The following is a 23,816-nucleotide window of genomic DNA, read 5'->3' as shown; positions in this document are numbered from 1 at the left end:
GACTCCGACCACGTAGACGCAGCCAGGAGCAATGCACATGACGAACAGCGACACCCCCGCCGTCCGGATCACTGATCTGGGCAAGACGTACCCCGGAGCCAAGGCCCCGGCTCTCTCGGGGGTGTCGTTGTCCGTCGAACCCGGCGAGATCGTCGTGCTGCTCGGGCTCTCGGGCTCGGGCAAGTCGACGCTCCTGCGTCATGTGAACGGACTTGAAGTTCCCACAGAGGGTGCAGTCGTCTCGCTCGGCGAATCCGTCGCCTCGTTGCGAGGGCGCGACCTCCGTGCACTGCGCGGCCGCATCGGGTTCATCTTCCAGCAGTTCGAGCTCGTCGGAGCACTCACGGTGCTCGAGAACGTGCTCACCGGTGGCCTGTCGACGCTGCGTGGCCCGCGCGTCGGCATCTTCACCTATCCCCGCGCCCAGCGTGAGAAGGCCCTCGGTCATCTCGACCGCGTCGGCCTGCTCGAGTTCGCGTACCAGCGGGCCGACCAGCTCTCGGGTGGGCAGCAGCAGCGCGTCGCGATCGCCCGTGCGCTCATGCAGGATCCAGAGATCCTGCTCGCCGACGAGCCGGTCGCGTCTCTCGACCCCGAGTCGAGCAGCCAGGTGATGGCGCTGATCCGCGAGATCGCCGCCGAGCGCTCGCTCACAGTCATCTGTTCGCTGCACCAGGTCGACCTCGCGCTCAGTTGGGGCGACCGTATCGTCGGCCTGCGCGCCGGTCAGGTCGTGCTCGACATGCACACCCAAGGCCTCAGCCGCGAAGAGGTCATGGAGATCTACGGCCGTGTCGCCACGACGACGAGCGAGATCCAGGCACTCGAGGACGAGCTCGCCGAGGCGCGCGAGCAGATCCGCGAGCGCGAGGCGGAGCGCTCGGCATCCCGCGAACGCCTCGCCGAGGACTTCGCGAACGAGGAGCCCGCATGACGATCACCGCGGAGCGCCCCGCTCTCGCAGAACGCATCGCGACCGTTCCGCGTCCGGCGCCCCGACTGTCGAGTGTCGTCTCCTACGGCGTCATCATCGCGATCCTCGGCCTCGGCGTCTGGTCGTTCATCGGCCTGGACTACAGCCTGAAGAGCCTGGAGACCACAGGGCACAACATCTCGCGATTTCTGAGCATGGCGCTGCCGATGCAGTGGCCGGGGTGGAACGTCACGGCTGAGGTCGGTGCCGGCGGCGCCAAGATCTTCACCACGACCTGGGTCGGCTTCGAGCCGATCTGGGAGATGTTCCTCACCATCGTCATCACGCTCGCACTCGTCGTCGCCGGCACAGCGCTCGCCGCAGTGCTGTCGGTTCCCGTCGCGTACGGCGCAGCCAGGAACACGACCCCGCACGGCCTGGTGCTCGGGCTCTGCCGCGGGATCGGCGTCGTCGCCCGCGCGATTCCGGATGTCGTGTTCGTCGTCGTCTTCGCGTTCCTCTGGTTCAATTCCGGGATGCTGCCCGCGATCGTCGCGGTCGGCCTGCACTCGGTCGGCATGATCTCGAAGATGTTCGCCGACGCGATCGAGCAGATCGACGAGGGGCCGCGCCTCGCGATCCGATCCGCGGGTGGCTCGAAGGCGCAGGAGTTCTGGTCGGGCGTCGTGCCGCAGGTGCTGCCGGCCTGGGTGGCCGTCACCCTGCACCGGGCTGACATCAACCTGCGCGGCACGGTCATCCTCGGTGTCGTCGGCGTGATCGGTGTGGGCTACGAGCTCGATGAGGCGCTGCACGGCGGACCAGCCGGCATGCGCCGCGTCATCCCGATCGTCGTCATCATCATCGTCCTCTGCGTGCTTTTCGAGATCGTCTCGTCGTTGCTGCGCACGAAGCTGCTCGGCGTGCAGCCCACCGGCAGGGGGTTTGGGAACGCGGTCGCCCGCGCCGTCGCGCGCAACCGAGTATCCACCGAGGGCGCCACGAGCACCGGCACGATCAGGACGCAGGACCGCAACGCGCGCATCGAGGCAGCCATGCATCGACCGTGGGATCGCAGCCGCGTCAGCAATACTCTGTGGATCTGGCTCGGCATCCTCGTCGTGGTCGGTGCATTCCTCTACACGGCGCCCGACGTCACCAGGATGTTCTCGCCGTCGTGGAACGAGATCGTCGATCCGACGCGCGACCGCGCGATCTGGCCGCCGCACTTCGGCAGCCGCGGCTGGGACGACGTTCTGGCTGCGGTGGTCACGACCATCCAGATCGCCTTCGCAGCGACCCTGATGGGCGCGATCATCTCCGCGGTGGTCGGGCCGCTTTCGGCCCGCAACGTCGCGCCGAACAGCTGGGTGCGCAACACCTTCCGTGGGATCGCGCTGGTGATCCGCGCCATCCCGGACCTCGTCGTCGCGATCCTGTTCATCATCGCGGCCGGCATCGGACCGCAGGCGGGCGCGTTGGCGCTCGGCATCGGCGGTGTGGGTCTGCTTGCGAAGCTCATCGGCGACTCGATGGAAGAGGTGCCGAACGGCCCGGAGCGCGCTCTCGAGGCGGGTGGCAGCACCCGCACGCAGGTGTTCTTCTCATCGACGATGCCGATGTCGGTCCCAGCGATGGTCAGCCACCTCATGTACCTGCTCGAGCAGAACATCCGCTCCGCGACGCTGCTCGGCATCGTCGGCGCCGGCGGTATCGGATTCCTGCTGCTGAACGCTCTGCAGGGGCGGCACTTCGACGAGGTGCTCGCCTACGTGCTCGTCATCATTGGGATGGTCGTGCTCGTCGAGAGCGCGTCGATCCTGATTCGCCGGGCGCTCAAGTAGCAGGGGGCTCACGCCGCCAGCCACAACCCCTTGCGGTCGGTGGCGATCCGCAGGCCAGCTGCGACGATCTCGTCGTCGCCGATCTTCGCTCCGCGCGCGATGCGCGCCCCTGCCCCGATCTCGGTGCGGACGCCGATATGTGCCCCGTCTCCGACGGCGGCGCCCTGGCCGATGTGGGCATGGGCGTCGATGTAGGCGTTCTCGCCGATCACGGCATCCGGTTCGATCCACGCTCCGCGGATCACCCTGGCTCCTGCGCCTACGCGAGCCCCTGGTTCGATATAGGCGCCGACCTCGACAACGGCCTTCGGATGCACCTTCGCGCCGTGCGCGACAAGGCCACGGCCGTTGACGTGCTTGCGGTAACGCAGCGTCGTGCCCTGGTCGTCCTCGATATCGATGTAGTTCTTACCCAAGATTCCTCCCAGTCCGGACATCCCCGGATATATCAACAACCACGGGAGAGGGGGATTCATTCCCGCTCAGGGATGATCTTCAGCGCTGGCAGCTCGGGCACCAGAAAGTGACCCGCTCGCGCGTCGGATCGGCGCCCTGTTCACCGCGTCGGATCGAGGTTCCGCAGCGTCGACACGGACGATTCCCGCGCCCGTAGACCCAGGTGGTCTGACCTGGCCGGTTCACGCCTGTGAAGGTGCGATCGGCGCGGTCGCGATTCGCGCGGATCGTGCGCGCACCGAGGTCGACGAGGGCTGCAGAATCGACGTCCGCAGCGGGCGTGGTCGGCAGGATTCCGCGCAGGAACAGCAGTTCAGCGGCGTACTCGTTGCCGAAGCCCGCGACGTTCCGCTGGTCGAGAAGGGCGACGTGGATGCTGCGCGAATCCGCGCTCACGCGCCGCGCCGCCTCGGCGGCGTCCCAGTGCTCGGACAGCGGGTCGGGGCCGAGGTGACCCACGATCTGATCCTCGTCACGGGTCCGGACGAGCTCGATGTCGGCGATGTCGACGCCCACGGCTTCGTGCTGGGCCGTGCCCACGATCGCGCGCACCTTGAACGCCGGATGCCGCCACTTGTCACCGGGTCGGTAGACGAACCAGGCGCCGTCCATGCGCAGATGCGAATGCAGCGTGTACTCGCCGATGCGCAGCAGTAGATGCTTGCCGCGCGCGACACAACTCTGGACCGTCGCACCGGTGAGATCGGCAGTGGCGGCCTGGGGGACACGCAGGTCGAATCGCGTGACCTCGTGCCCGGCGAGAGCGTCGTCGAGTCGTCTCGCAGTGCGGAAGACGGTGTCGCCCTCAGGCACGCGAGTATCCCGGCGGCGGAGGAGGCGGGGAGACGGGCGCCGGGGCGCCGTCCGCAACGGGAGGTGTCGCTTCGCGCCGCCCGGCGGGCGTGGAGACGACACCTTGCGCCACCTGCTGCCCGGGCTTCGCCCGACGCAGCAGGTCGTGGGCGAGCAGGGTCGAGCCGGCGACAGCGGCCGGCATCGTGACGATCGCACCGAACGGCACCAGGAAGCACAGCTGCGTCGCGACCCCGAACCCGATGACGCGTGCACGACCGGCGCGCAGCATCCCTGATCGCGAGTATCCGGTCAGTCCACGGGCATCGAATGCTCGGCCGGTGAGCTCGCGGGCCAGAACCCGTCCGTTCAGCAGCACGCCGATGACGGTCGCCGCGATCCCGCCGATCACGGGGATGAACCCGATCAGCAACGTCAGCAGCGCGACGAGGAGACCCATCAGGACGAGCCGGATGCCCTCGCCGACCGTCGACCAGAATCCGGTCTCGCCGGTGGGCTCCTCGCCGAGCGATCGCTCGATGCCGCGCCAGATCCGCTGGTAGAACGGGTCGCCGATCGTGAGGGTGAGGGCGGTGAAGACGGCGGCCGCCAGTGCCAGAGCCGCGACGATGATCACGGCGCCGAGTCCGAACCGCACCAGCGCTTGCCATGGCTCGCTCCAGCCGTCGGCGAACGGCGTCATCCAGTCGGTGATGGGTCCGAGCCAGATCAGGAGCGGGATGATGGCCGCGAGCAGCACGGCCCAGGCGATGAACGCGGGGATGAGGCCGAGCGCCATGAGTCGCGTGTGCGTCTTCCACATCCGGAAGCCGCGCAGCAGCGTCCCGACGCCGGCGAAGAACTCGCGGAACATGCTCAGATCACCTTCCGAAGGGCGTAGCCACGTGGGGTGGCGACGAAACCCGCCTCCTGCAACGCCGTCGCGAATGTCGTGCCGTAGATCGGCTCACCGTTGATCTTCTCGACGGTGAGGGTCTCGAGACGCCGCGCGCGCGAGGTCGCGACGAGATCGGATGCCGCGGCACGCAGCGCTTCTGGATCATCGTCGAAGGCCAGCACGGTCCTGCCGCCCCTCTCGAGGTACAGCACGAGCGATCCATCGACGAGCACGACGAGGCCGCCGGCCTTGCGGCCGGGTCGGTGCGAGACGCCCTCTCGGCGTGGCCACGCGAGCGCCGCACCGTACGGATTCGCCGGGTCGGTGGCGGCGAGCGTGATGGCACGCATCGGAACAGGGTCGGGCAGATTCGCGAAGGTGCGGAGGCGATCGACGGTGGTGGATGCCGCGAACTGGGCGGCTCCCAGCTTCTCGATGACGTAGCCGCGACGGCAGTGTCCCGCCTGTTCGAAGCCCGCCAGGATGCGGTACGCCTGCGCGAAGCCGCCCGGTGTCCCCTCGGACTGCACCGCGCCGCGCGTCACCACCCCGTAGCGGTCGAGCAGAAGGCCTGCCGACACGGTCGCCCTGCGGCTGGCGCGCGACTCGCTCCCTGCGGGGGCGGCAGCGTCCGCCGGCAGCAGCGACCAGCGTCCACCCGTGGCTGTCGGCCGAGCAGTCTGCCCTGCGCTCGAGAACGAGACCCCGCGGAATGTCCGGGTGCGCGGAGCCCGCCGCACAGACTTGTGCGCCTGCGATCCGCCGGCGAGCAGGGTCCGCACCGGTGCGAACGTGTCGTTGGTCACGCGGCCGGACCACGTCAGGCTCCACAAGGCCTCGAGCACCGACTGCTCGTTCTCGGCTCCGGCCATCTCCTTGAGCTGCGCTGCGAAGTATGCGCCCCCGCGGCTGAGCGCATCGAGCAGAGCCTGTTCGAGCGCGTCATCCGCTCCCTCGACAGGTTCGGGGATCGGCAGCGTGAACGGCGCCAGGTCTGCGGGATGCAGCGACACCCAGCCGTCGCGCCCCGGCAGGGTGCCGTGCCCGGCCCAGACGACCTCGCCGCTCGACGTGAGTTCGTCGAGCAGAGCGGGGGAGTAGTCGCGCACGCGTGAGGGCAGTACGAGCGATTCCCATGCGCTGGCCGGGATCGGCACACCGGCGAGCTGCTCGATCACTGCCAACACCCCGTCGACGCCCTCGAGCGGTCGGGTGAGATGCTGCCAGTCGGGCAGGAACCGCGCGTACGCCTCCGGTGCGACCGGTTCGACGCTGCCGCGGATCGCGGCGAGCGAGCGCATCCGAAGCCGGCGGAGCACTTCGGTGTCGCACCACTCGTTCTCGGTTGCGCTCCCGGCCGCGTCGGGCAGGAAGTACCCGCTCGTCACGCGTCCGGACTGCTCGAGTCGCTGCAGGGTGTGCCGTGCGACGGCTGCCCCCAGGCCGAAGCGCGTGGCCACGGCATCCGTCGTGAACGGTCCGTGCGTACGCGCGTGACGCGACACCAGGTCGCCGAGCGGATCGGCGACCGGCTCGAGGAAGGCCACCGGGATGCCGGTGGGAAGCGCTGCGCCGAGAGCGTCGCGAAGACGCCCGGCATCCTCGATCGCCGCCACCCGTGCGGTGCCGGCGATCGTGACCGGGATGGCACGGCGCGCGGTGATCAGAGCGTCGAGGTGGGAGGACGCCTCGGCTTCAGAGGCGGCTTCGACTCGGTCGGCGTCGCCGTCCTCGCTCAGCCCGTTTCGTCTCCCCTTCGGCTCGCTGAACGACCCGCGGGGGGAAGTCGAGTCCTCCGGCTCCAGCCGCGCAGCGACCTCGGCGGCATCCAGCGGGCCGAGCGTGCGCAGCAGATCGGCGACGCCCTCGAGCCCTCGGGCTCGCCGCGAGGGGTCCAACCGCTGCGCCTCGTGCTCGAACTGAGCGATGACCTCTGGGTCGAGGAGTTCGCGCATCTCCACCGTGCCGAGCAGTTCGCCCAGCAGTGCCGGATCCACCGAGAGCGCGGCTGCCCGGCGCTCGGCCAGCGGCGAATCGCCCTCGTACATGAACGCGCCGACGTACCCGAACAGCAGGTCGCGCGCATACGGCGAGGGCTGGGCTGGCTCAGTCTCGACGAGCCGCACGCGACGCTCGGCGATCGCGTTCGTGAGCCGGCGCAGCGACGGCAGGTCGTAGACGTCCTGCAGCACTTCGCGCAGCGTCTCGAGGATGACAGGGAACGTGGGGTGGCGCCTGGCCACCTCGAGCAGCTGCGCCGAACGCTGCCGCTGCTGCCAGAGCGGCGTGCGCTTGTTCGGGTTCATCCGGGGCATCAGCAGAGCACGCGCGGCGCACTCGCGGAACCGCGAGGCGAACAGCGCCGAACCGCCGACCTCCTCGGTGACGATGTGCTCCATCTCGTCGGCTTCGAAGACGAACAGGTCGGCGCCGGGTGGCTCGGCGTCGGCATCCGGAATTCGAACGATGATGCCGTCGTCACTCGCCACCGCCGAACCTTCGACGCCGAGACGTTCGCGGACGCGCGCATTGATGGCCAGCGCCCACGGTGCGTGCACCTTCATGCCGTACGGGGAATGCAGGATGACGCGCCAGTCGCCGACCTCGTCGCGACCGCGCTCGACGGTGAGGTTCCGGTCGGTGGGCAGCGTGCCGGTCGCCTCGCGCTGCTCGTGGAGGTGTGCGAGCAGATTCGCCCGTGCCTGCTCGTCGAGACCCGCGTCGATCAGACGCTGGGAGGCCTTCTCCGGCGGCGCAGCATCCACCTCGCGCGAGAACGCGCCGAGCGCCTCCCCGAGCTCGTAGGGACGACCGATGCCGTCGCCGTGCCAGAACGGCACCTTGCCCGGCTGCCCGTAGGCCGGAAGCACGTTCACCCGGTCGTGGGTGATCTCGGCGATCCGCCAGCTCGTCGTGCCGAGCGTGAAGACGTCGCCGACGCGCGACTCGTAGACCATCTCCTCATCCAGCTCGCCGACGCGCCGACCGGCGCCCTCGCCGGCGACGAAGACCCCGAACAGCCCGCGGTCGGGGATCGTCCCGCCGCTGGTGACCGCGATGCGCTGCGCGCCGGGGCGTCCGGTGAGGGTGCCGGCATCCCGGTCCCAGACGAGTCGAGGGCGCAGCTCGGCGAACTCGTCCGACGGGAACCGTCCGGCGAGCAGGTCCAGCGTCGCCTCGAACGCCGAGCGCGGCAGCGACTGGAACGGCGCCGAGCGCCGCACCGTCTCGAACCACTCCTCGACGCTGATCGCGTCCAGCGCGCACGCGGCGACCGTCTGCTGGGCGAGGATGTCGAGCGGATTGCGCGGCACGGCGATCGCCTCGATCTTGCCGGCCAGCATCCGCTCGGTGACGATCGCGGTGTGCAGCACGTCGCCGCGATGCTTGGGGAAGAGTGCCGCGCGGCTCACCTCGCCGACCTGGTGACCGGCTCGCCCGACGCGTTGCAGACCGGATGCCGCGGACGGCGGGGCCTCGACCTGGATCACGAGGTCGACGGCGCCCATGTCGATGCCGAGCTCGAGACTGCTGGTCGCGACGACGCAGCGCAGGACGCCCGATTTGAGCTCTTCTTCGACGAGTGCCCGCTGCTCCTTCGAGACGGAGCCGTGGTGCGCCTTGGCGAGCACGGGGTCGGCGCCTGCGGTGGAACCGGCCTGGGCCATCATGGCGGCCGGAGGCGCTGACGAGTCGGGAAGTGGGACGCCGATCCGCTCGGAGTAGATCTCGTTGAGCCGGCCGGTGAGGCGCTCGGCGAGGCGGCGGGAGTTCGAGAACACGATGGTCGAGTTGTTCTCGAGGATGCGGTCGACGATGGCCTCTTCGACGTGCGGCCACACCGACCCGGTGACCTCGGTGTACTCGGCGTCCGTGTCGGCCGAAGCGTCTGGAGCGCCGGGCGGAGGAGGCGGATTGGTCATGTCGTCCATCGGGACGGTCACGGTCAGCTCGAACGTCTTCGACGCCTTGGGGGCGACGATCTCGACGGGCGCCGACCCGCCCAGGAACCGTGCCACCTCATCGATGGGGCGCACGGTCGCCGACAGGCCGATGCGCTGCGCCGCGGCATCCGCCCCCGCGGTCCGCCGGAGCGCGTCGAGACGCTCCAGGCTCACGGCGAGATGCGCTCCGCGTTTGGTCGCGGCGACCGCATGCACCTCGTCGATGATCACCGTGTGCACGCCTCGGAGCGTCTCGCCGGCGCGGCTGGTGAGCATCAGGTAAAGCGACTCCGGCGTCGTGATCAGGATGTCCGGCGGATTCGAGACGAGCTTGCGTCGATCGCTTGATGTGGTGTCACCGGATCGGACGCCGACGGTGACGCCTGGGGCATGGATGCCGAGCCGGCGAGCCGACTGGCCGATGCCGACCAGCGGCGACCGGAGGTTGCGCTCGACGTCGACGCCGAGCGCCTTCAGGGGCGAGATGTACAGGATGCGGGTGCCGGTGGCATCGGTTCCTGAGCCTGTCGAAGGGGCATCCGCCTTCTCGCGGAACACGCTGTCGATCGCCCAGAGGAACGCCGACAGCGTCTTGCCGGAACCGGTCGGTGCGACCACGAGCGCGTGCTTGCCGGCCGAGATCGCATCCCAGGCTCCGGCCTGCGCGTTCGTGGGCGCGGCGAATGCACCCCGGAACCAGTCCTGCGTGGCCGGGGTGAAGCGGTCGAGGACATCACCCACATGTCCATCATCGTGCAGGCATCCGACATGCGCTCTCGACAATGTCGGCGCCGCGGGGGATGGTGGTGTCATGACCGACCACACGACGAACTACAGCGGCACGTTCATCGAGGTATCAGAGGACTGTCCGATAGATCACGGTGCCGAACCGCCGATCGCGGAGAACCTGTCGATCGCCGCGCTGCACTACCGGCTGATCTCCGAGAAGCCATACGGGCGCACGTCGGATGACGTTCTCTTCGAGACTCACGCCCTGCGGAGGGGAATCGATCCGAGCGACGCGGCGGCTCGCGCGGAGTTCTTCTCGAAGGGGCAGCCGTGCCTCCGGTCGTCGCCGCTCGGCAAGCGCTACGGCTGGGGCACGCACCACGATGCGGAGGGACGCGTCGCCCTGGTGCCGCGAGATTCCGAGGAGTACGCGGCACTCGCCGCCGACTCGTCGCTCGCGCACACCAGGGCGATGCGCAGCAGTCGCGCTAAGTAGTCAGCGCGGCGACCTCGGTCAACCGTCCATCGGCCTCGATCTCGAGGATCAGATCGAGATCGAGTCGGGCGAGGAACGCGTCGTCGTGGCTGACGATGAGCACCGCGCCCCGGTAGGCGCGCAGCGCCTCGACGACCTGATCGACCGTGTCGAGGTCGAGGTTGTTCGTCGGTTCGTCGAGGACGACGAGGTGCGGGGCCGGGTCGGCGAGCAGCAGCGTCGCCAGAGCCGTCCGGAAGCGTTCACCGCCCGACAGCGTGCTCACCGCGCGATCCGTCGTGTTCCCGCGGATGAGGAAGCGGGCGAGGCGGTTGCGCAGCTCCTTCTCGGGAATCTCCGGTGCCGCCAGTGCCACGTTCTCGATCACCGAACGCGAATCGTCGAGTCCGTCGATCCGCTGCGGCAGATACCCGATGCGGTCGGTGTGGGCGTGCGCGTCGACGGTCGGCGGATCCGTCTCAGCCGCATAACTCCGGAGAATCTGCTGTTCGGCGCGCTCCGCGGCCGAATCGGCGCGGATCTGCGAAGAAACTCCGGAGTTATGCGGGGTGCCGGATGCCACCAGCCGCTGCAGCAGCGTCGTCTTTCCGACGCCGTTGGCACCGACGATGGCGACGCGCTCGGGCCCCTGGACCACCCAGGACCGCTCGGCGTCACTGATGGTCGCGATGCGTCGGCTCCTGGCCACATCGGGATCCGGCAGCTCGATCTTCATCGAGGCATCCCCGCGGACGCGATGCCCGGCCGCGTCGAGAGCCTCGCGGGCGATGCTCTCCTTCTCGGCGACCTCCGTGCGCAGCCTGCCGGACGACACCTGCGCGGCCATCTTCCGCCCGTTCGCGATGATCTTGGGCACGCGCTTCTCCACGAAGGCCTTGTTGGCGACACGAGCGCGACCCGCGAGCTTCGTCTCGGCCTCGATCCGCTGACGCTTCTCCTTCTTGAGGCTCTGCTTGGCATCGCGCTCTGCCTGACGCGCGGCGTTCTGCTCGGCCTCCAGCCAGGCGCGCCATTCCGAGTACGGCCCGCCGAACACGCTGAGGGTGTGTGCGTACAACTCGGCCGTGTCATCCATCAGCTCGAGCAGCGCGACATCGTGGCTGACCACGATGAGTGTGCCCTTCCAGGCGTGCACCATCGCGGCGAGCTTGGCTCGCGCCTCGCGGTCGAGATTGTTGGTCGGCTCGTCGAGCAGCGTGATGGGCGCGCGGCGCAGGCGGATGCCGGCGATGGCGACGAGCACGGCCTCGCCGCCCGACAGCTCTCCGACGCTCCTGTCGAGGAACGACGGGTCAAGGCCTGCGTCGGCGAGGGCCACTTCGGCGCGCGCCTCGATGTCCCAGTCGTCGCCGACGGCATCGAAGTGCGCCGGGTCGACGTCGCCGGAGGCGATCGAACGGACGGCGTCCAACGGCGCGGCGATGCCGAGGAGCTCGGCGACCCGTCGATCCGTGTCGAGCGTCAGGCGCTGCGGCAGGTACGCCACGTCGCCTGCCGTGACGATCGCGCCGGAGGTCGGCTCGAGGTCGCCGGCGATGAGGCGCAGCAGCGTCGACTTGCCTGACCCGTTGCGTCCTACGAGTCCTGTCCTGCCGGCGCTGAACGAACCGGTGACGTCGTCGAGTGCCGTCTGGCCGTCGGCCCAGGTCAGGGTGATGCGGTCGAGGGTGACCGATGAGTGTGTGGTTGGTGCGTGCATGAGTCTGTCTCCGGGGTGTGCGAATGCACTGACACCGGCAGCCGGCCGGGGCGCGTCGGAGCGAGCGCCGGATCGGCCGGGCGAGGCCGTGAGGAATGGTCGTGTCAGCGCGCGGAAAGATGGGCGCGGAGGCGACGACTCAGATCAATGAACTTCCAAACACGGCGGACAGGACTCGTCGATGCTACCCGGGCGTGTCGCACTGCGCAACCGTCGGGCGTGTTGCGCTGTCCGTCGTGAGGGGATGCCGCCCCGACCTCCCGCGCGTACCGTTGAAGGATGGCTGACAGGGACATGAGCACCGGCGAGGCCCGCCAGCGCGCGAGCTGGGGAATCGGCATCGCCCTCGGCATAGGCGTCGGCGTCGCGATGGGCTCCGCACTCGACAACATGGGCCTGGGCATCGCGATCGGCATTGCCATCGGCATCGCCTTCGCGCTGGCGTTCGGCGCAGCGGGTCGCCGTCAGCGCCCTGACGACACGGCAGACGACGTCGCGGCGGACCCGACCTTCGATGACGAAGCCTCTGGGGCAAGCGGGTCGGACATCGATCCGGACACCGATGACCGGGACGGCGGCTCAGTCCGCTGAGTCGTCCAGCCACTTCTCCAGGAAGACCCGCACATCCAGCAGCTCGTCCTCGGAGACGCTGTGCGTCAGGCCGGGATAGACCCGCCCGGTGAGATCGGAGTGGTCGGGAAGCCACTGCGCTGTGTGATCGATCAGCGGCTGGGGGATGACGTCGTCGTTGGTGCCTCGGCCCCAGAACACCCGAGGCTTCGACGCGCGCAGCCCCTCGTCGTCGGGAAGATCGCCGGGCGTCGCGTAGCCGCTCAGGGCGACGATCGCGCCGAAGCGGGCGGCATCCAAACGCATGGCCTGCAACGACACGGCAGCGCCCTGCGAGAAGCCGAGCAGCGCGACCTTCGGGACATCGGCCGCCTCGGCGTCCAGCCAACGCAGCAGAGCTTCGGCCGCCGCGGTCGTCGCCTCGGAACTGCGGCTCTCCAACCCCTCGATCGGGTACCAGGAGCGACCGGGTGACGGCCACGGCGGGGTGAGGGGCGCGGCCACGGATGCCACGGCGATCCCCTCGGGCAGGAACGGTCGCAGCGCGAAGAGGTCGTTCTCGTCCGAGCCGTAGCCGTGCAGCATCACGAGAAGCGGCAGGCCGTCACGGTGCGCGGGCGCCCAGCGAGTGGCATCCGCATCGATATTCAGGAGGTCGCTCACACAGCCATCCTGCCAGCGCGCACCGACACTGGTAGAAATGGATCATGGCGGTGCGCACACCAGATCCAGACCCTGACGGCGAGAGCGACGATCTCTCGCAGTACAGCGAGCTGCCCTCCGACGCGAACAATCCGGCCTGGCTGAGCGAGTTCGAGCTCGCCGAGGCTAGGCGTCGTCTGCCCATGCTGTACGTCGAGGCCATCCCCGTGCGCACGGATGGCACTGGTCAGGTCACCGAATTCGGCATCCTGCTGCGTTCGACGCCGCTGGGTGAGATGACTCGCACGATCGTGTCCGGACGCGTGCGGTTCGGTGAGACCGTGCGCGACGCGCTGTTCCGCCACATCGAGAACGACCTCGGCCCGATGGCCTTTCCGCTCCTGCCTCCGCAGCCGGTGCCGTTCACCGTTGCCGAGTACTTCCCGCTTCCCGGTGTCAGCGCGTATCACGACGACCGGCAGCATGCGGTGTCGCTCGCGTTCGTCGTGCCTGTCACCGGAACGTGCGAGCCGCGTCAGGACGCCCTCGAGGTCACCTGGTTCTCGCCGGAGGAAGCGGCATCGGATGCCGTCTCCGACGAGATGGAAGGCGGACGGGGCGCGCTGATCCGCACCGCGCTCGCCAGCCTCGGCCTGCTGCGCTGAGCACCTTCCCGCCGAGACCCCGTCTTACGCTCGACACCCCGTCGTAGATCCGAGATTACGACGGGGCCTCGGAGACAAGACGGGGTCTCGCGCGCCTTCAGGCGGTCGTCAGGCGTCCCAGCGCGGCGATGAACGCGTCGACGTCGGACTCCTGCGTATCGAAGCTGCACATCCAGCGGACTTCGCGCCGCGCGGCATCCCAGTCGTAGAAGCGGAACACGTCGCGCAGCTGGTCGGCGATGCCCTCGGGCAGCGTCGCGAAGACGCCGTTGACCTGGGTGGGCTGGGTGAACTCGACGCCGCGGATCGTGCCGTCGGCGATCCCCGCCTCGATGCCGGTCCTCAGGCGCGCGGCCATCGCGTTCGAGTGCGAGGCGTTGCGCTTCCACAGGTCGCCTTCGAGCAGTGCGATGAGCTGAGCCGAGACGAAGCGCATCTTGGAGGCCAGCTGCATCGAGTATTTGCGGCTGTAGATGAGACCGTCGGACGCCTCGGGGTTCACCACCACGATCGCCTCCCCGAGCATGGCGCCGTTCTTGGTGCCGCCGAAGCTCAGCACGTCGACGCCGGCATCGCGGGTGAAGGCGGCGAACGGCAGATCGAGCGCGGCTGCGGCGTTCGAGATGCGTGAGCCGTCCATGTGCAGGCGCATGCCGCGCTCGTGCGCGTGGTCCGCGAGGGCGCGGATCTCATCGGGGGTGTACAGCGTGCCGAGCTCGGTGGACTGCGTGATCGAGACGACCAGCGGCTGCGCGCGGTGCTCGTCGCCCCAGCCCCAGGCCTCGCGGTCGACGAGCTCGGGGGTGAGCTTGCCGTCATCCGTCGGGACGGTGAGCAGCTTCATGCCGCCCATGCGCTCGGGAGCGCCGCCCTCGTCGACGTTGATGTGGGCGGTGGATGCCGCGATCACCGCGCCCCAGCGCGGGAGCATCGACTGCAGGCCGACGACGTTCGCGCCGGTGCCGTTGAAGACCGGGAAAGCCTGGATGCCGTCGCCGAAGTGGCTGCGGAAGACCTCCTGCAGCCGCTCGGTGTACTGGTCCTCGCCGTAGGCGATCTGGTGGCCCTCATTCGCCGCCGCGATCGCCGCGAGGACTTCGGGGTGGATGCCGGAGTAGTTGTCCGACGCGAATCCCCGGATATCAGGGTCATGGAGTGGGTCATGCAGAGTGCTCACCGCACAAGCCTACTTGCGAAGTTTCCGTTGGCTCTGTGCAATGTCCGTCCCCATGATTAGTGTTTTCCGCATGGACCGAACCGCGGCTCGGCGGGCGTTCGCAGGCGTCCTGGTCAACACGCTCATCGCCAATGTGACGACGAGCTTCCTGTGGTTCGCGCTGACATTCTGGGTGTACATCGAGACGCAGTCGGTGCTTGCAACGGGCATCATCGGCGGGGCCTACATGCTCTTCGTCGCGCTGTTCGCGATGGTGTTCGGTACCGTCGTCGACCGGCACCGCAAACACGCCGTCATGCTGCTCTCGAGCGTCGTCTCGGCCGTCGCCTTCGGCGCCGCGGGCGTGCTGTATCTGTTCTTCACCGAGGCGCAATTGCTCGACCTCGGGGCGCCGTGGTTCTGGGTGTTCGCCGGCATCATCCTGCTCGGAGGTGTGATCGAGCAGTTGCGCAACATCGCGCTGTCGACGACGGTGACCCTGTTGATCGATGAGGAGAAGAGGGCCAACGCGAACGGCCTGGTCGGAACGGTGCAGGGAATCGCGTTCCTGGTGACGAGCGTGTTCTCCGGGCTGTCGATCGGCTTCCTCGGCATGGGATGGACCCTGGTCATCGCCATCTTCTTCATGGGCGTGACCTTCGTGCATCTGCTGTTCATCCGGATTCCCGAGGCGGAGCCCGTCCCAGACCCGAACTCTTCCGGCGCCCTCGACTTCCGCGGCAGTGTGCAGGCGATCCGGATGGCGGCCGGCCTGTTCGCCCTGATCATCTTCTCGACGTTCAACAACCTCATCGGCGGCGTCTACATGGCGCTGATGGACCCGTACGGGCTGACGCTGTTCAACGCTCAACTGTGGGGGATCGCCCTGGCGTTCGCATCGACCGGCTTCCTCATCGGCGGCGCGCTGGTGGCCAAGTTCGGGCTCGGTAAGCGGCCGGTGCGCACGATGCTGCTCGTCGTGATCGCGATGGGGCTGCTCGGCGCGGTGTTCATGCTGCGCGAGTGGTGGCCGCTCTACGTGGTCGGCATGTGGTTCTACATGATGCTCGTGCCGCCGGTCGAGGCGGCGGAGCAGACCGTGATCCAGAAGGTGGTGCCCTTCCAGAGGCAGGGGCGCGTGTTCGGCACAGCGGCAGCGGTCGAGGCGAGTGCGGCTCCGGTCACGGCGTTCCTCATCGCCCCGATCGCCGAGTTCCTCATCATCCCGTACATGGACAGCTCGGCCGGTCGACAGCGGTGGGGCTGGCTGCTCGGCGAGGGAGATGCGCGCGGGATCGCCTTGGTCTGCCTGTTCGCCGGGCTCATCATGGTCGTCGCCGCCGGTCTGGCGTTCTTCACCCGTTCCTACCGCAAGCTCACGCTGCTCTACGAGAACGCACCCGAGCAGCAGATCCCGGACGGACCCGATACCGCGGATGCTCCGCCGGTCGTCCCCGGCGTCCCGCCGGAGCGGCGCGACTGACGTTCGGCTTCAGCCCAGTTCGATCACGCGATCGTTCAGCTCGTCCGCCGCGGCATCCCATAGCCGGACAACGGCCGTTGCAAGAGCATCCGGCTCAAGCGCCTTGGCTCGGAAGATGACGGATGCCGCACGCAGCGGCTCGCCGGCATCCCGAGCGTGCTTCGCGAACCCGTGCGCGAGGGCGCGCGCCCACGCTTCACTCGCAGCCTTCACCGCCGCGTAGTTCGCGCCCCCGGCGAGGGGGCGGGCGACCGCCGTTGATGACACGATCGCGAAGCGTCCGGCATCCGACGCGTGCAACAGCGCGTCGAACGCGCGCGACGTCGCACGGACGGCCTCAAGCGCCGGCAGGAGGGCGGCGAAGTCATCATCGGATTGTCCGATGAGTCCGCCGCCCCCGCGCCAGCCGCCGACCAGCGGAATCACCGCGTCGACGGCCTCGAGCGCCCCAGCAAGCCTGTTCATGTCTTTGAGCGAGGTCGCATCCGCCATGTGCGTCTCGGCACCGGCATCCCGCGCGGCTCCGAGGCCGGCCGCAGACCGGCCGGTCGCGATCACGCGGGCACCGGCATCCACCAGTGCCCGCGTGATCGCTATCCCCGCCGCGCTCGTTCCCCCGGCGAGCACGATCGTGCGTCCCTCAGCAGTCATCACGCGCCCGATGCTTCAGAGCGCTCGGCCGAGTCAGCCATCCGTGCCACGGATGCCCGAGGTCGACTCGATCACCGGTCGCATCTTCTTCTCCAGCGCCTCGAAGAACATCGAGAGCGGGAACTCGTCGTCCATCACCGCGTCCGTGTAGCCCTTCGGAGCTCCGGCGAGAACCTCGTCCGACAGGCCGCGAGCCCAGGCGGATGCCGGATTCGGCGTCAGCACGCTGCGCACCAGTTCGTAGGCTGCCAGCCAGTGCGCCGTCTTCGGACGGTCGATGGAACGCCAGTACAGCTCGTCGATGCTCTCGCCGAGGGCGATGACGGCATCGGTCACACCGTCCCAGTCGAAGGTGAGCCGGGTGTCGGTCCAGTGCAGCACGCCGTGCTGGTGAAGCCACGCGAACAGCAGCTGTCCGCCCAGTCCGTCGTAGTTGCGCACGCGCGAACCGGTGATCGCGAAGCGGAAGATGCGGTCGAAGATCACGGCGTACTGCACGAGCCCGGCGTGCTCGAGCATCTCCTGCTCCGAACGCGAGAGCTCGTCGGTGCGTGCGGAGAGAGCGCGGTGAATCGCGACCGATTCCCTGAAAGCGGTCAGGTCGCAGCGCAGCTCTTCGAGCGAGTACAGGAAGAACGGCATCCGCTGCTTGATCATGAACGGGTCGAAGGGCAGGTCACCGCGCATGTGCGTGCGGTCGTGGATGATGTCCCACATCACGAACGTCTTCTCGGTGAGGTCCTGGTCGTCGAGCATCCGCGCGGCGTCGTCGGGCAGCTCGAGCTTGGTGATCTCGGATGCAGCGCGGACGACGCGGCGGTACCGGGCGGCCTCGCGGTCCTGGAAGATCGCGCCCCACGTGAACGTCGGGATCTCGCGCATCGCGACCGTCTCGGGGAACAGCACGGCCGAGTTCGTGTCGTAGCCGGGGGTGAAGTCGATCAGCCGCAGCGAGACGAACAGCTTGTTGCCGTAGTCGCCCGCCTCGAGCTCGGCGATGAACTCGGGCCAGATCGTCTCGACGATGAGGGCCTCGACCAGCCGGTCGGGCGACCCGTTCTGGGTGTACATCGGGAAAACCACGAGGTGCCGGATGCCGTCGATGCGGTGCTGCTGCGGCTGGAAGGCCACGAGCGAGTCGAGGAAGTCCGGAATGCCGAAATCCTCCGCGGCCCAGCGTTCGAAGTCGCGCACCGACGCGGCGAGGTACTCGGCGTCGTGCGGGAACGCCGGGGCGAGCGCGCGGATGCCGGCCACGATCGCGGCGACATGTCGCTGCGCGGCGTCGCGCGCTTCAGCATCCGGAACCGATCCGTCCTTCACCTGCAGTTCACGGATCGCGATGGCCGCGTCCTTCAGCATCCGCCAGGCTGCGCTGGTCTCTGCGCGGGCTGCGTCCTCGACGACCTCGGGTTCGCCGATGATGGCAGTGGTCTGAAGAGGAGTGGACATCGGGACCTCCGATCGATGACTCAGCGGAAAATATCCGGCGAAAGCGTAAGTATGCCGATATTATTCCACCTATGGAGGATGCTGTCGACCGCCGGATCATCGCCGAGATCTCCCGAGACGCCCGGGCGACGCTCGCTCAGCTCTCGGACGCCGTCGGGATGTCGACGTCGGCCGTGCAATCCCGGCTTCGACGGCTGGAATCCCGTGGCGTGATCACCGGGTACCGGCCGGTTCTCGACGCCGAGGCGCTGGGCAAGCCCTTGTCGGCGTTCATCGAGATCACTCCCTTCGACCCGGCGCAACCAGACGACGCACCGGAGCTCCTCGAGAAGTTCGCCGAGATCGAGGCGTGTCACTCCATCGCCGGTGAGGCGAGCTACATGCTGTTCGTGCGGGTCGCGTCTCCGCGGGCGCTGGAGGAGCTGGTCAACACCATCCGCGCCGTCGCCAATGTGCGCACGCGAACAACGATCGTCCTGCAGACCTATTACGAGAATCGCCCGATCGCAGTCGAGCCGGATTAGCGGTCCCCGAGCCTGTCGAAGGGTAATCTGCGGTCATGTCATTCCAGGCTTACCTCGATGCCGTCGAGACCAAGACGGGACTCACGCCGCGCCAGATCGTCGACCTCGCTCGTGAGAAAGGCTTCGACCAGAGCACCAAGGCCACGCCGATCCTCGAGTGGTTGAAGGCGGACTACGAGCTCGGTCGCGGCCACGGCATGGCGATCGTGCATGTCATCACGAAGGGCCCGCGGATCTCCGCCAAGCACGTCGACTCCGGTGGAACGCATGCGGACGCCAGTGACACCCTGTGGCTGGACGGCAAGGACAGCAACCCGAATCCGTAGCGCATCAGCGCGCCGACTAAACTGACCCTCCGTGGCAGCATCCTCGAAGCGCAAGAAGTCGGCGACGAAGCGGAAGTCGGTCCGCACCAGCGGAAATCCGGCCAAGCGACCCATCGTCGAGGCTCCGCCGATCACCGCGGAGGACTGGATCGGGGCCGCCCGTCTGCGCACACTGCCGCTCGCCGTCGCCCCCGTCGTCATCGGCACCGGGGCGGCGCAGCTCGTCGATCGTGAGCTGCACTGGGTCATCGCGCTCGCCTGCCTCGCGGTCGCGGTTCTGCTGCAGATCGGCGTGAACTTCACGAACGACTACAGCGACGGCGTCCGCGGGACCGATGCCCATCGGGTCGGTCCTGCCCGCCTGACGGCATCCGGCCGCGTGAATCCGCGCACGGTGCTGATCATCGGGTTGTCCTTCTTCGCGCTCGCCGCCCTCGTCGGCCTCGCGATCGTCATCCGCACCGGACAATGGTGGATGCTGGCGGTCGGGGCAGCCTGCATCGTCGCGGCCTGGTTCTACACGGGCGGCAAGCGCCCCTATGGCTACATGGGACTCGGCGAGGTCTTCGTCTTCGTGTTCTTCGGGCTCGTCCCCGTGCTCGGCACGACGTGGGTTCAGGCGTTCCACCTGCCTCAGGAGGCGTGGCTGGGCGCCGTGGCCGCTGGGCTCTTCGGTTGCGCCGTGCTGCTCGCGAACAACCTCCGCGACATCGATCAGGACCGCGAGGTGGGCAAGCGCACGCTCACCGTGAAGATCGGCCGCCCCGCGACGCGCGTGCTCTTCACCGTCTTCATCGTCGTGCCGTTCCTGATCGCAGCCTTCATCGCGCTGCTGTACCCGATCGCCTGGCTCGCGCTGATGGCGCTGCTCGCCGGCATCCCGGCGATCGTCATCGTGTGGACGTACCGTCAGCCGCGCGAGCTCGTCGTGGCGCTGGGGCTGACCTCGCTCACGGCTCTGCTGTACGCCGGCGCGCTGTACTGGGCTTTCGTGGGCTGACGGCGAGCGTCGGCCGAGCGTCAGCTCTCGCGCGGAGGGTTGGGCTCGCTGGGGGCCGCGTCATCGATGGCGGCGTCCTCGGCACCGGCATCCTGCTGTGCGCCCGTCTGCTTGCCGGGGCCACGTGCCTCCCGGCGCTCGTAGATGTCGGCGGATGCCCCGGAGAGCGGCTTGCGGAGGAACAGCACCGACAGGCTCGCACCGATGAGCGCGGCGAAGATGACGGTCAGCCACCAGTATTCGCGCAGGATCGGGAAGAAGAACCACATGATCGCCAGAGGTACGAGAAACGCCAGCAGCCGCAGCACGGAGTACACGAGAATAGGCGGCAACTTCATCTCACCAGTCTAGATCGGCGTGAAACGTCCCGACATTCTTCGTCGTATTGCGAGATCTTCGCGCGGATGCTGGGAGTGCAGGACCGCGGCCGGTAGCGTCGATGTCATCGCGGCGATCCGGGTGGTCCCGGGCTCCGGTTCATACCCGGAAGTGCAGCGGGTTCGACTCCCGCCGTCGCGTCTACGGCTCAGGTTCGAGCGTCCACCGTCCGAGCGCACCCCGGGGCCCGCCATCGCGGAACCCGCCTAGACTGGATACGTGTTCCGGGTATGGGCTGTTCTGGCTTTCCTCGCCCTAGTCTTCTGGGTGTTCAGCATCGTCGACTGCGCAGTGCAGCCGGCGACGCGGCACCGCGGTGTGCCCAAGGCCGCCTGGATCGCCATCGTCGTGCTGATCCCCGTGCTCGGCGGCATCCTCTGGTTCGTGATCGGGCGCCGCCGCCGCAGCGACCAGGAGAGCATGCGCTCCGTCGCCCCTGACGACGACCCCGAGTTCCTCCGCAGCCTCGGCAACAGCGAGCAGGACGAACGCATCCGGCGCCTCGAGGAGGAACTCGCGCGCCTCGACGACGAGACCGACGGCCCGGCCGCGGACTCGCGTTCATGACCTCATCGCCTGCTGCGGATGCCGCGGCATCCCTGCTCGCGGAGCTCGTCGCGTCCGGCATCCGCGACGTGGTGATCTCGCCCGGTTCCCGCTCGCAGGCGCTCGCGCTCGCAGCCTCGCATCTCGCCCGCCAGGGCGCGATCCGCGTGCACATCCGCATCGACGAGCGCGTCGCCGGCTTCACTGCGCTCGGCCTCGCCCGCGAGAGCGGGGTTCCGACTGCCGTGGTCTGCACCTCGGGCACCGCCGCTGCCGGGCTCCTGCCCGCTGCCATGGAGGCATTCCACTCCGGAGTCCCGCTCCTCCTGCTCACGGCGGACCGCCCGCCGGAACTGCGCGGCGTCGGGGCGAATCAGGCGACGATCCAGCCCGGCATGTTCGGTCCGTTCGTGCGCTGGCAGCACGATGCCCCCGTGCCGGGCGACGGTTCTTGGGACGGCCTCGGCGCGCGCGCGACCGCAGCCGCCATGGGAGCGGATGCCGCGTCCGACGCCCTGCCGGGCGTCCGCGGCCCCGTGCATCTGAACCTCCCGACTCGTGAGCCGCTCTCGAGCGCTCTGCCCGACGACTTCGCGGCGGTGGCCGGCACGGCGCCGACCTCGGATGCCGGTGAGTCGTATGCCCTGGAACGCGGACCCCGTACCGTCGTCCTCGCCGGCGCCGACGCAGGGCCTGCGGCCGAGGAGCTCTCGTTCGCCGGATCCTGGCCGCTCATCGCCGAGATCGTCAGCGGCTCGCGCTTCGGACGCTATGTCGTGCACGGCTACCGCGAGCACCTGCGCGATGAGCAGCTGGGCGGCCGCATCGAACGGGTCGTCGTGCTCGGGCATCCGACCCTCAGCCGGGAGGCGACTGCGCTGCTGAAGCGCGACGACGTCGACATCGTCGCCGTGCGCTCGGGTGGCGAGTCGCTGAACCTCAACGGACGCACCCGTGCCGCGGCATCCGTCTCGGTCGCGGAAGGCGAAGCCGACCGCGCCTGGCTCGGCGAATGGATGCGGGCGTCAGCCGCCTCCGTCATCGACCTCAGCGAGAACGCACCCGACCAGGACGGCCTGCACTCCACCGACCTCGGGGCGCGCCGCGATGCGATGCGCGCCGAGCTCGAAGCCGTTCGTCGCCCGCTCGATCGCGAGCTGCTCGTCGACGCCGTGTGGCGTGCGACCTGGCCGCACGACCGGCTGATGTTCGGGTCCTCCAGGCTCGTCCGTGTCGCCGACGCGGTGCTCGGCGGCAAGAAGGTTCCGGTGCATTCCAACCGCGGGCTGGCTGGGATCGACGGGACAATAGCCACGGCCACCGGCATCGCGATCGCCAGTCAGGCCGACGGCGCGGCCGGAATCACGCGCGTGCTGCTCGGCGACCTCGCCTTTCTCCACGATGTCGGCGCACTGCTGCTGCCGCCCGACGAGACCGAGCCGCGCATCCAGGTCATCGTCGGCAACGACGGGGGAGGCACGATCTTCGACGGGCTCGAGGTGGCGGCCTCCGCCCCGCGTGCTGATCTCGACCGTGTCTTCTACACACCTCACACCACTGGACTCGAACAGCTCGCGCTCGCGTACGGCTGGGCCTATCAGCGCATCACCACGCGCGCCGCGCTCGACCAGGCGCTGACCTCGCCCGTGGCAGGCCGTCAGATCATCGAGGTTCCGCTGCCGCGTGAGTGAACAGGACAGACTCACGGCATGGAGCGGTGAAACTGCGGGGCTTCGGGCACTCGGCGCGTTCTGATCCTCGCGCGATCGGGCAGGCCCGGGCAGGATGTACGCATGAGCAAGCGAGGCTGGAGCGCAGAAGCGACCGAACTGCTGCGCGTAGGGGAGGGCTTCACGCTCTCCGCCGTCGACCCGGGCAGTCACCCCGGCTACGGCGGCGACAAGAAGGACGGCGAGAAGGACCTCGTAACCGGCATCCAGAGTCTTGGCGAACTGCAGGAGCGGCTGTACGCCGCGAGTCGGGGCGGTGACGCGCACGACTCCGTGCTGCTCGTGCTGCAGGCGATGGACACCGCGGGCAAGGGCGGCGTCGTCCGGCATGTCGTCGGCGGTGTCGATCCGCAGGGCATAGAACTCGTCGCGTTCAAAGCTCCGACGGACGAGGAGCTCGCGCACGACTTCCTCTGGCGCGTCGAGAAGCGGCTGCCGCAGCCCGGCTTCATCGGCGTCTTCGACCGCTCCCACTACGAGGACGTCCTGATCGGCAAGGTGCGCAAGCTGGCCTCCGACGACGAGATCGAACGGCGCTACGACGCGATCACCGAGTTCGAAGCCCGGATCGCGGGATCCGGTACGCGCATCATCAAGGTCATGCTGCACATTTCGGCCGACGAGCAGAAGGAGCGCCTCGCCGAGCGCCTCGATCGTCCGGACAAGTACTGGAAGTACAACCCGGGCGACGTCGACGAGCGGATGCTGTGGCCCCAGTACATGCAGGCATACCAGGCCGTGCTCGACCGCACCTCGGCTGAGCATGCGCCCTGGTACGTCGTGCCGGCGAACAGCAAGTGGTACGCGCGCCTCGCCGTCCAGGAACTGCTGCTCGCCGTTCTCCAGGACATCGATCCGCAGTGGCCGCCCGCCGACTTCGACGTCGAGACCGAGAAGAAGCGCCTCGCAGCGAGCTGAAGCC

At 68.7% G+C, this 23,816-nt stretch carries 22 protein-coding genes and 1 tRNA gene; 13 read left to right on the top strand and 10 right to left on the bottom strand.

Annotation, left to right across the window (positions count from 1 at the left end):
• The first annotated feature begins 37 nt into the window (after positions 1-37).
• Complete coding sequence (gene phnC, locus KHB019_RS13645) at positions 38-934, top strand: phosphonate ABC transporter ATP-binding protein (RefSeq protein WP_230103746.1); 897 nt, start codon at positions 38-40, stop codon at positions 932-934.
• Positions 931-2,757, top strand: coding sequence for a PhnE/PtxC family ABC transporter permease (locus KHB019_RS13640; RefSeq protein WP_325472001.1), 1,827 nt, complete (start codon positions 931-933; stop codon positions 2,755-2,757). The genes phnC and KHB019_RS13640 overlap by 4 nt, the downstream gene beginning before the upstream one ends.
• 8 nt (positions 2,758-2,765) lie before the next feature.
• On the opposite strand, the gene KHB019_RS13635 is transcribed toward KHB019_RS13640, so the two are convergent.
• The 4 genes from KHB019_RS13635 to KHB019_RS13620 form a co-directional block, all read right to left on the bottom strand.
• A complete protein-coding gene (locus KHB019_RS13635; RefSeq protein ID WP_230103744.1) occupies positions 2,766-3,173 on the bottom strand; it encodes a transferase in 408 nt (135 codons plus the stop codon).
• A 79-nt stretch (positions 3,174-3,252) separates the two neighbouring features.
• The gene (locus KHB019_RS13630; RefSeq protein WP_337459205.1) at positions 3,253-4,026 is read right to left on the bottom strand and encodes a DNA-formamidopyrimidine glycosylase family protein; all 774 of its coding nucleotides are present in this window, start codon (positions 4,024-4,026) and stop codon (positions 3,253-3,255) included.
• Complete coding sequence (locus tag KHB019_RS13625) at positions 4,019-4,879, bottom strand: EI24 domain-containing protein (protein WP_325471999.1); 861 nt, start codon at positions 4,877-4,879, stop codon at positions 4,019-4,021. Before KHB019_RS13625 ends, KHB019_RS13630 begins: the two co-directional genes overlap by 8 nt.
• A gap of 2 nt (positions 4,880-4,881) precedes the next feature.
• Positions 4,882-9,588, bottom strand: a complete 4,707-nt coding sequence (locus KHB019_RS13620; protein ID WP_337459204.1) for an Lhr family ATP-dependent helicase — start codon at positions 9,586-9,588, stop codon at positions 4,882-4,884.
• 70 nt (positions 9,589-9,658) lie between these two features.
• Between KHB019_RS13620 and KHB019_RS13615 the strand changes: the two genes are divergently transcribed.
• Complete coding sequence (locus KHB019_RS13615) at positions 9,659-10,072, top strand: DUF6157 family protein (RefSeq protein WP_230103740.1); 414 nt, start codon at positions 9,659-9,661, stop codon at positions 10,070-10,072.
• Here the strand turns inward: KHB019_RS13615 and KHB019_RS13610 are convergent.
• On the bottom strand, positions 10,065-11,771 hold the full coding sequence (locus KHB019_RS13610; protein ID WP_230103739.1) for an ABC-F family ATP-binding cassette domain-containing protein: 1,707 nt from the start codon (positions 11,769-11,771) through the stop codon (positions 10,065-10,067). The two genes, KHB019_RS13615 and KHB019_RS13610, sit on opposite strands and share 8 nt — an antisense overlap.
• A gap of 279 nt (positions 11,772-12,050) precedes the next feature.
• On the opposite strand from KHB019_RS13610, the gene KHB019_RS13605 reads away from it, so the two are divergent.
• Entirely contained in the window at positions 12,051-12,362 is a 312-nt protein-coding gene (locus tag KHB019_RS13605; protein ID WP_337459203.1) for a hypothetical protein, read from the top strand.
• Here KHB019_RS13605 and KHB019_RS13600 read toward each other — a convergent pair.
• Positions 12,351-13,004, bottom strand: a complete 654-nt coding sequence (locus KHB019_RS13600; RefSeq protein ID WP_337459202.1) for an alpha/beta hydrolase — start codon at positions 13,002-13,004, stop codon at positions 12,351-12,353. The genes KHB019_RS13605 and KHB019_RS13600 overlap by 12 nt on opposite strands.
• A 44-nt stretch (positions 13,005-13,048) precedes the next feature.
• Between KHB019_RS13600 and KHB019_RS13595 the strand changes: the two genes are divergently transcribed.
• Positions 13,049-13,648 carry an NUDIX hydrolase family protein gene (locus KHB019_RS13595; protein ID WP_230103736.1) on the top strand — a complete coding sequence of 200 codons (600 nt, stop codon included), beginning with the start codon at positions 13,049-13,051 and terminating at the stop codon, positions 13,646-13,648.
• A gap of 97 nt (positions 13,649-13,745) precedes the next feature.
• Here KHB019_RS13595 and KHB019_RS13590 read toward each other — a convergent pair whose 3' ends face one another.
• Positions 13,746-14,825 (bottom strand): threonine aldolase family protein, encoded by a 1,080-nt coding sequence (locus KHB019_RS13590; protein WP_337459201.1) that lies wholly within the window; start codon positions 14,823-14,825, stop codon positions 13,746-13,748.
• Between the two features lie 70 nt (positions 14,826-14,895).
• On the opposite strand from KHB019_RS13590, the gene KHB019_RS13585 reads away from it, so the two are divergent.
• A complete protein-coding gene (locus tag KHB019_RS13585; protein ID WP_337459200.1) occupies positions 14,896-16,287 on the top strand; it encodes an MFS transporter in 1,392 nt (463 codons plus the stop codon).
• 9 nt (positions 16,288-16,296) lie between these two features.
• Here the strand turns inward: KHB019_RS13585 and KHB019_RS13580 are convergent, their stop codons facing one another.
• Positions 16,297-16,938 carry an SDR family NAD(P)-dependent oxidoreductase gene (locus KHB019_RS13580; protein WP_337459347.1) on the bottom strand — a complete coding sequence of 214 codons (642 nt, stop codon included), beginning with the start codon at positions 16,936-16,938 and terminating at the stop codon, positions 16,297-16,299.
• Positions 16,939-16,971: 33 nt separating this feature from the next.
• Entirely contained in the window at positions 16,972-18,390 is a 1,419-nt protein-coding gene (locus tag KHB019_RS13575) for a DUF6421 family protein (protein WP_337459199.1), read from the bottom strand.
• 71 nt (positions 18,391-18,461) lie between these two features.
• Between KHB019_RS13575 and KHB019_RS13570 the strand changes: the two genes are divergently transcribed.
• From KHB019_RS13570 to KHB019_RS13560, 3 genes are read left to right on the top strand one after another with little or no spacing between them, the layout of a single operon-like run.
• Positions 18,462-18,914, top strand: a complete 453-nt coding sequence (locus tag KHB019_RS13570; protein WP_325471993.1) for an Lrp/AsnC family transcriptional regulator — start codon at positions 18,462-18,464, stop codon at positions 18,912-18,914.
• A gap of 35 nt (positions 18,915-18,949) precedes the next feature.
• Positions 18,950-19,240 carry a DUF4287 domain-containing protein gene (locus KHB019_RS13565; RefSeq protein ID WP_230103731.1) on the top strand — a complete coding sequence of 97 codons (291 nt, stop codon included), beginning with the start codon at positions 18,950-18,952 and terminating at the stop codon, positions 19,238-19,240.
• Between the two features lie 31 nt (positions 19,241-19,271).
• On the top strand, positions 19,272-20,240 hold the full coding sequence (locus KHB019_RS13560; RefSeq protein WP_337459198.1) for a 1,4-dihydroxy-2-naphthoate polyprenyltransferase: 969 nt from the start codon (positions 19,272-19,274) through the stop codon (positions 20,238-20,240).
• A gap of 20 nt (positions 20,241-20,260) precedes the next feature.
• Here KHB019_RS13560 and KHB019_RS13555 read toward each other — a convergent pair whose 3' ends face one another.
• Positions 20,261-20,578 (bottom strand): DUF4229 domain-containing protein, encoded by a 318-nt coding sequence (locus tag KHB019_RS13555; RefSeq protein ID WP_230103729.1) that lies wholly within the window; start codon positions 20,576-20,578, stop codon positions 20,261-20,263.
• 108 nt (positions 20,579-20,686) lie between these two features.
• Here KHB019_RS13555 and KHB019_RS13550 point away from each other — a divergent pair.
• The 4 genes from KHB019_RS13550 (at position 20,687) to KHB019_RS13535 (ending at position 23,812) form a co-directional block, all read left to right on the top strand.
• Positions 20,687-20,759: transfer RNA gene (locus KHB019_RS13550), tRNA-Met, on the top strand.
• Positions 20,760-20,837: 78 nt separating this feature from the next.
• Entirely contained in the window at positions 20,838-21,185 is a 348-nt protein-coding gene (locus KHB019_RS13545) for a PLD nuclease N-terminal domain-containing protein (RefSeq protein ID WP_230103728.1), read from the top strand.
• Positions 21,182-22,855 (top strand): 2-succinyl-5-enolpyruvyl-6-hydroxy-3-cyclohexene-1-carboxylic-acid synthase, encoded by a 1,674-nt coding sequence (gene menD, locus KHB019_RS13540; RefSeq protein ID WP_337459197.1) that lies wholly within the window; start codon positions 21,182-21,184, stop codon positions 22,853-22,855. The genes KHB019_RS13545 and menD overlap by 4 nt, the downstream gene beginning before the upstream one ends.
• Before the next feature lie 102 nt (positions 22,856-22,957).
• A complete protein-coding gene (locus tag KHB019_RS13535) occupies positions 22,958-23,812 on the top strand; it encodes a PPK2 family polyphosphate kinase (RefSeq protein ID WP_230103726.1) in 855 nt (284 codons plus the stop codon).
• Positions 23,813-23,816: the final 4 nt, after the last annotated feature.

This window comes from Microbacterium sp. KHB019, assembly GCF_037285405.1.
Lineage (GTDB): Bacteria > Actinomycetota > Actinomycetes > Actinomycetales > Microbacteriaceae > Microbacterium.
Note: the sequence above shows the minus strand (reverse complement) of the source record. Positions and strands in the feature narration are given on the sequence as shown.

What these genes read in the sequence shown, in the direction of transcription:
- phnC (WP_230103746.1), top strand. Translation starts at nt 38, where the DNA reads ATGACGAACAGCGACACCCCCGCCGTCCGGATCACTGATCTGGGCAAG.
- KHB019_RS13640 (WP_325472001.1), top strand. Translation starts at nt 931, where the DNA reads ATGACGATCACCGCGGAGCGCCCCGCTCTCGCAGAACGCATCGCGACC.
- KHB019_RS13625 (WP_325471999.1), bottom strand. Translation starts at nt 4,879, where the DNA reads ATGTTCCGCGAGTTCTTCGCCGGCGTCGGGACGCTGCTGCGCGGCTTC.
- KHB019_RS13615 (WP_230103740.1), top strand. Translation starts at nt 9,659, where the DNA reads ATGACCGACCACACGACGAACTACAGCGGCACGTTCATCGAGGTATCA.
- KHB019_RS13610 (WP_230103739.1), bottom strand. Translation starts at nt 11,771, where the DNA reads ATGCACGCACCAACCACACACTCATCGGTCACCCTCGACCGCATCACC.
- KHB019_RS13605 (WP_337459203.1), top strand. Translation starts at nt 12,051, where the DNA reads ATGGCTGACAGGGACATGAGCACCGGCGAGGCCCGCCAGCGCGCGAGC.
- KHB019_RS13595 (WP_230103736.1), top strand. Translation starts at nt 13,049, where the DNA reads ATGGCGGTGCGCACACCAGATCCAGACCCTGACGGCGAGAGCGACGAT.
- KHB019_RS13585 (WP_337459200.1), top strand. Translation starts at nt 14,896, where the DNA reads ATGGACCGAACCGCGGCTCGGCGGGCGTTCGCAGGCGTCCTGGTCAAC.
- KHB019_RS13580 (WP_337459347.1), bottom strand. Translation starts at nt 16,938, where the DNA reads ATGACTGCTGAGGGACGCACGATCGTGCTCGCCGGGGGAACGAGCGCG.
- KHB019_RS13575 (WP_337459199.1), bottom strand. Translation starts at nt 18,390, where the DNA reads ATGTCCACTCCTCTTCAGACCACTGCCATCATCGGCGAACCCGAGGTC.
- KHB019_RS13570 (WP_325471993.1), top strand. Translation starts at nt 18,462, where the DNA reads ATGGAGGATGCTGTCGACCGCCGGATCATCGCCGAGATCTCCCGAGAC.
- KHB019_RS13565 (WP_230103731.1), top strand. Translation starts at nt 18,950, where the DNA reads ATGTCATTCCAGGCTTACCTCGATGCCGTCGAGACCAAGACGGGACTC.
- KHB019_RS13555 (WP_230103729.1), bottom strand. Translation starts at nt 20,578, where the DNA reads ATGAAGTTGCCGCCTATTCTCGTGTACTCCGTGCTGCGGCTGCTGGCG.
- menD (WP_337459197.1), top strand. Translation starts at nt 21,182, where the DNA reads ATGACCTCATCGCCTGCTGCGGATGCCGCGGCATCCCTGCTCGCGGAG.
- KHB019_RS13535 (WP_230103726.1), top strand. Translation starts at nt 22,958, where the DNA reads ATGAGCAAGCGAGGCTGGAGCGCAGAAGCGACCGAACTGCTGCGCGTA.